The following is a 6,444-nucleotide window of genomic DNA, read 5'->3' as shown; positions in this document are numbered from 1 at the left end:
ACCCCTCACCTACAAAGGGAGACATTGTGGCACAGGACGTGCTCACCGACCTCACGAAGGTCCGCAACATCGGCATCATGGCCCACATCGATGCCGGTAAGACCACTACTACGGAACGCATCCTGTTCTACACGGGTGTGAACCACAAGATCGGCGAAACGCACGACGGTGCGTCGACGACTGACTGGATGGAGCAGGAGAAGGAACGCGGCATCACGATCACGTCTGCCGCCGTGACCTCCTTCTGGAACAACAACCAGGTCAACATCATCGACACCCCGGGCCACGTGGACTTCACGGTCGAGGTCGAGCGCTCCCTGCGCGTGCTCGACGGCGCCGTAGCCGTCTTTGATGGCAAGGAAGGCGTGGAGCCGCAGTCGGAGACCGTGTGGCGCCAGGCGGACAAGTACAACGTCCCGCGCATCTGCTTCGTCAACAAGATGGACAAGCTGGGCGCCGACTTCTACTTCACCGTCGACACCATCATCAACCGCCTCGGCGCCAAGCCGCTGGTCATGCAGCTGCCGATCGGTGCTGAGTCCGATTTCATCGGTGTCGTTGACCTGATCACCATGAAGGCCATGGTGTGGCCGGGCGACGCCAAGGGCGATGTGACCATGGGTGCCGCCTACGAGACCCGCGAGATTCCCGCGGACCTCCAGGCCAAGGCCGAGGAGTACCGCGCGCAGCTCGTCGAGTCCGTGTCCGAGTCCTCGGACGAGCTCATGGAGAAGTACCTCGAGGGTGAGGAAATCACCAACGAGGAACTGGTTGCCGGCATCCGCAAGATGACCATCAACTCCGAGGCCTACCCCGTGTTCTGTGGTTCCGCCTTCAAGAACCGCGGTGTGCAGCCGATGCTGGACGCCGTGGTGGCCTACCTGCCGTCGCCGCTGGACGTACCGCCGATGGTCGGTCACGATCCCAAGGACGAGGAAGTCGAACTGGTCCGCAAGCCGAGCGAGGACGAGCCGTTCTCCGCGCTGGCGTTCAAGATCGCGACCCACCCGTTCTTCGGCCAGCTGACCTTCATCCGGGTTTACTCGGGCAAGGCATCCTCCGGACTCCAGGTGCTCAACACCACCAAGGGCAAGAAGGAGCGCATTGGAAAGCTTTTCCAGATGCACGCCAACAAGGAGAACCCGGTCGATGAGGCCCACGCCGGCCACATCTACGCCGCCATCGGGCTGAAGGACACCACCACCGGTGACACCCTCTCCGCCATGGAAGCGCCGATCGTGCTCGAGTCGATGTCCTTCCCGGAGCCGGTGATCTTCGTGGCCATCGAGCCGAAGACCAAGGGTGACCAGGAGAAGCTCTCCACGGCCATCCAGAAGCTTTCGGCCGAGGACCCGACCTTCACCGTGTCGCTGAACGAGGACACCGGCCAGACCGAGATCGGCGGCATGGGCGAGCTCCATCTGGACATCCTGGTGGACCGCATGCGCCGCGAATTCAACGTCGAGGCCAACGTGGGCAAGCCCCAGGTTGCCTACCGTGAAACCATCAAGAAGGCTGTCGAAAAGGTCGACTACACCCACAAGAAGCAGACGGGTGGATCCGGCCAGTTCGCGAAGGTCCAGGTTTCCTTCGAACCGCTGGACACCTCCGACGGCACCTTCTACGAGTTCGAGAACAAGGTCACCGGCGGGCGTATTCCGCGCGAATACATCCCCTCGATTGACGCTGGCATCCAGAATGCCATGCAGCTCGGTGTGCTGGCCGGCTACCCGCTGGTCGGCGTCAAGGCCATTCTGATCGACGGCGCCTACCACGACGTCGACTCTTCGGAAATGGCCTTCAAGATCGCTGGTTCCCAGGTCTTCAAGGAAGGCGCACGCCGCGCCAACCCGGTCCTGCTCGAGCCGCTGATGGCCGTCGAAGTACGTACCCCTGAGGAATACATGGGCGACGTGATCGGCGACCTGAACTCCCGCCGTGGACAGATCCAGTCCATGGAGGACGCTAGCGGCGTGAAGGTTGTGCGCGCTAACGTTCCGCTTTCCGAGATGTTCGGCTACATCGGCGACCTGCGTTCCAAGACGCAGGGCCGCGCGGTGTATTCGATGCAGTTCGAGAGCTACGCTGAGGTCCCGAAGGCTGTTGCCGACGAGATCATCCAGAAGACGCGCGGCGAGTAAAACGATGGTGGCGGGTCCTTCTTCTGAGGGGCCCGGCACACCGTGCAGGCGGCCGGTCACAAAAAGCAGCCGGCCGCCGGCACAACCCTCCGACAGCACCGCGCAATCCTTGTGCCGGTACCTGACGGAACCAGTAATTTCACCAAATACAAAAGCCCGAAGTAGACTTGTTCAAGTTTCGGCCGTGACAATCGCGTCCGGAGAGCAATTCTTCTCAAAACGTTCTAGGAGGAACCCGTGGCGAAGGCAAAGTTCGAGCGGACTAAGCCGCACGTCAACATTGGCACCATCGGTCACGTTGACCACGGTAAGACCACGTTGACCGCTGCCATTTCCAAGGTGCTTGCTGACAAGTACCCCGATCTCAACGAGCAGCGTGACTTCGCAGCTATCGACTCTGCCCCGGAAGAGCGCCAGCGCGGTATCACCATCAACATCTCGCACATCGAGTACCAGACCGAGAAGCGCCACTACGCACACGTGGACGCCCCCGGCCACGCCGACTACATCAAGAACATGATCACCGGTGCCGCCCAGATGGACGGCGCAATCCTGGTGGTTGCCGCGACTGACGGCCCGATGGCCCAGACCCGCGAGCACGTTCTGCTGGCCCGCCAGGTTGGCGTTCCGACGCTGCTGGTGGCCCTGAACAAGTCGGACATGGTTGATGACGAGGAACTCCTCGACCTGGTCGAAATGGAAGTCCGTGAGCTGCTTAGCTCGCAGGAATTCGATGGCGACAACGCACCGGTCATCCGCACTTCCGGCCTGAAGGCCCTGGAAGGCGACGCCCAGTGGGTCAAGTCCGTTGAGGACCTGATGGCTGCTGTTGACGAGTACATCCCGGACCCGATCCGCGACAAGGACAAGCCGTTCCTGATGCCGGTTGAAGACGTCTTCACCATCACCGGTCGCGGCACCGTGGTGACCGGCCGCGCCGAGCGCGGTACCCTCGCCATCAACTCCGAGGTCGAGATCGTCGGCATCCGCCCGGTCCAGAAGACCACGGTTACCGGCATCGAGATGTTCCACAAGCAGCTCGACGAAGCATGGGCAGGCGAGAACTGTGGTCTGCTGCTGCGCGGTATCAAGCGCGAAGACGTGGAGCGTGGCCAGGTTGTTGTGAAGCCGGGTTCGATCACCCCGCACACCGACTTCGAGGCCAACGTCTACATCCTGTCCAAGGATGAAGGCGGCCGCCACAACCCGTTCTACTCGAACTACCGTCCGCAGTTCTACTTCCGCACCACCGACGTGACCGGCGTTATCACGTTGCCGGAAGGCACCGAAATGGTCATGCCGGGCGACAACACTGAGATGACCGTTGAGCTCATCCAGCCGATCGCTATGGAAGAGGGCCTCGGCTTCGCTATCCGTGAAGGCGGCCGCACCGTTGGTTCGGGCCGCGTCACCAAGATCATCAAGTAACTTTGTGATCTGCTGACCGGAGGAATCCGGCCAGAATCAGGAGAACCCCTGCCGTCTGACGACGGCGGGGGTTCTCCTTTTAACCACGGCGGTGCAGCTTGCCGCGGGTTGCCTGCGCAGGTTAGAGCTCCTGCGGAATCAGATGTTCTGGTGCAGGCAGAGAATGTTGCCTTCCGAATCCGGGAACCACGCGCACCGCTGGTGCTCGCTGACGGCGATGTGGTTCTCGGTCTTCAGGCCCGGCAGGTCGTAATCGGCGAACTGGATGCCCTTGCCAGCCAGGTCGGACATTTCGGATTCGAGATCGGCCACTTCGAAACTGACCGAGGTGTGGTCCGAGGTGTCGGCGTCCGGTCGGACGAGGAGTTCTACGGCGTTGGACCCGCCGCTGGAAAACATCATCGAATCGTCCCCGTTGGAGCCCGCCGGTTTCAAGCCGAGGGAGTCCTGGTAGAACGCGCGCGCCCGGTCCATGTCCTTCACGGGCAGGACCGTCGTCATGGTGGTGGTGCTGAGCATGGTATTTCAGCCTCCTGGGAGCATCTGCGGTGGACATTTCCCAGAATAGTCCTGAGCGCCGACCTTGGAACCGGTGGAACACCACGAAAATTGCGGCTCGGCCACTAGGATCGGAACCATGGAATGGCTCATCGTGTGGATCATCATCGGCCTGATCGCAGCAGTGGTCGGGGCAGTCTTCTGGGGCAGGCGGTATTTCCGCCATGAGCTGGATCGTGTCCGCCGCATCCGGCGCGCGAACGGCGGCAAACCGTAGCGGTCGTGTGTCAGGCCTGCGGCTACGCGCTTTCCCCGGGCGCGCTGTCCGCGGACACGGCGTGCGCCCGGACTGCTGCCGTGCGAGCGCCGGAATCACGACGACGGCCCGCGGCCAGGTCTTTCAGCCAATGGAATGAGGACTTGCGGATGCGCCGCTGGGTCGCGAAGTCCACGTAGACCAGCCCGAACCGCTGGCTATACCCGGCCGCCCATTCGAAGTTGTCCATCAACGTCCAGACGTAATAGCCGCGCAGGTCGATGCCGGCGGCAGGCCCGCCGGGTGCCGTGGCGGTCAGGGCGGCCTCGAGATGCCGGGCCAGATAGTCCACCCGGCGCACGTCCGCCACGGACGGTTCGTTCGTGAGCGCATCCGGGACCACAACATCCTTGAAGCTGGCGCCTCCCTCGGTGATGTAGACCGGCGGCAGGTCTGGATAGCGCTCCGCCATCTGGGCCAAGGCCACCGGCAGATAGTCCGGCGTCACCGGCCAGCCGAACTCGGTCCGCGCATAGCCGGGCCAGCCGGCCAGATGAAACGGCAGGTCCGCGCCCTGCTGCATCAGCGGCTCGGGCAACCCGTCGGGGACTGCGTCCGGCCCGGTCGAAGGACCCGGGCCGAGGCCGATCCGCGTGGGGAAGTAGTAGTTCAGTCCGTAGAAGTCCAGCGGCTGGTTCATCACCGCCAGATCTTCGTCCGGGATTTCCCGCAGGTACTGAAGGAAGGGCTTGAGCACCGGATTAAAGCTCGGGTAGCGGCCCAGCAACACCGGATCGGAGAACATCCTGTTGTGGAGCACATCGAACAGTTCCACCAGCACATCGTGCGCCAGCCCGTCCTTGGCCCCGACCACGGGGGAGTAGACATTGGTGATGCCGGCCTCGCCCGCGATCCCGCCGGCCCGCAGTGCCGAGAGGCTGAGCCCGTGCGCGAGGATGAGATGGTGTGCCGCAGGAAGGGCATCGAACAGCCCGGCCTGACCCGGCGCATGGACCCCCAGGCCGTAGCCGTTGAGGGTCACGGTGGTCGGCTCGTTGATGGTCACCCAGCGGTCCACCCGGTCGCCGAACCTTTCGGCGGCGATAGCGGCGAAATCGGCCAGACGGTAGGCTGTGTCGCGGTTCAGCCAGCCGCCGGCATGCTCCAGCGGCAGCGGCGTGTCCCAGTGATAGAGCGTGCACATCGGGGAAATGTCCCGTGCCAGCAACTCATCCAGCAGTCGGTCGTAGAAGTCGATGCCCCGCTGGTTGACCGGCCCCTTGCCGCCGGGCTGGATGCGCGGCCAAGACAACGAAAACCGGTACGAGTCCACGCCGAGCTCGGCGAGCAGCCCCACGTCCAGCGGCATCCGGTGGTAGTGGTCGCAGGCCGTATCTGCCGTGGCGCCGCCGGCAATCCGGCCCGGCTCGTGGGTGAAGGCGTCCCAGCCGGACGGCCCCCGGCCGTCTTCGGCCACCGCGCCCTCGATCTGGAACGCCGCGGTCGCCACGCCCAGGGTAAAGTCGGACGGTATCAAGGCCGCCAGATGATCGGTGCCCAGTGCCATTCGCGCCTATCCTCCCTTTGTATATCGCTGTCGCTGAACATAGCTCCCGCCTCACCTACACGTCTCGCCGGAGCGGGTAGCACCAGCGTTGCACCGGGGGCTGGTGCGCGCCAGAGCGTGCCCGCCTCATCCGAAGGGGCCCGGCACCGCAGGGCGCCGATTCGCAATCGCGGCCAAAGTCTGCCACACTAGACGAGTTGTTCAAGCGCTTTTGCATGTCTATGTGCGAAGCTGTGTCCCGCCCGGGATAATGCCCGGGGCAGGGTCAGGCTCCACCGACTTGAAAGCCCAAATATAACCCACCCTCCATTTTGAGCGGGCGGAGTGCGCAGAATGTTCGCGACACGCCCGACCGCGGGGGTCGGAGCCTCAGCAGGGTGAGGAACCCGGATTTATCCGGATTCAGTCTGCCGGAGGAGCGCCAGGCACGGGGAGATCCGGCCAGTGGGGCGCACAGGAAGAAAGTCCACAGAGCAGCACTGAGAAAGAGAGCGGAGACGCCATGGCGGGACAGAAAATCCGCATCCGTCTGAAGTCATATGACCATGAGGTCA

5 protein-coding genes are annotated in these 6,444 nt (G+C 63.3%); 3 read left to right on the top strand and 2 right to left on the bottom strand.

The features are described 5' to 3' along the window. The first annotated feature begins 26 nt into the window (after nucleotides 1–26). Nucleotides 27–2,141: an elongation factor G gene (gene fusA / locus AC5RWT_RS33050; protein ID WP_494083902.1), complete on the top strand. Its 2,115-nt coding sequence runs from the start codon at nucleotides 27–29 to the stop codon at nucleotides 2,139–2,141. Between the two features lie 237 nt (nucleotides 2,142–2,378). Continuing rightward, nucleotides 2,379–3,569 (top strand): elongation factor Tu, encoded by a 1,191-nt coding sequence (gene tuf / locus AC5RWT_RS33045; protein WP_494083901.1) that lies wholly within the window; start codon nucleotides 2,379–2,381, stop codon nucleotides 3,567–3,569. A 138-nt stretch (nucleotides 3,570–3,707) separates the two neighbouring features. Here tuf and AC5RWT_RS33040 read toward each other — a convergent pair whose 3' ends face one another. Next, nucleotides 3,708–4,088, bottom strand: coding sequence for a VOC family protein (locus AC5RWT_RS33040; protein WP_494045910.1), 381 nt, complete (start codon nucleotides 4,086–4,088; stop codon nucleotides 3,708–3,710). Nucleotides 4,089–4,206: 118 nt separating this feature from the next. Between AC5RWT_RS33040 and AC5RWT_RS33035 the strand changes: the two genes are divergently transcribed. Then, nucleotides 4,207–4,344, top strand: a complete 138-nt coding sequence (locus tag AC5RWT_RS33035) for a hypothetical protein (protein WP_494083900.1) — start codon at nucleotides 4,207–4,209, stop codon at nucleotides 4,342–4,344. 22 nt (nucleotides 4,345–4,366) lie between these two features. Here AC5RWT_RS33035 and AC5RWT_RS33030 read toward each other — a convergent pair whose 3' ends face one another. Further along, complete coding sequence (locus AC5RWT_RS33030; protein WP_494083899.1) at nucleotides 4,367–5,890, bottom strand: GH1 family beta-glucosidase; 1,524 nt, start codon at nucleotides 5,888–5,890, stop codon at nucleotides 4,367–4,369. Nucleotides 5,891–6,444: the final 554 nt, after the last annotated feature.

The sequence above is a fragment of the Arthrobacter sp. Dra40 genome (assembly GCF_059091905.1).
The sequence above is the reverse complement of the archived record's forward strand: the minus strand, read 5'-3'. Positions and strand labels throughout refer to the sequence as shown.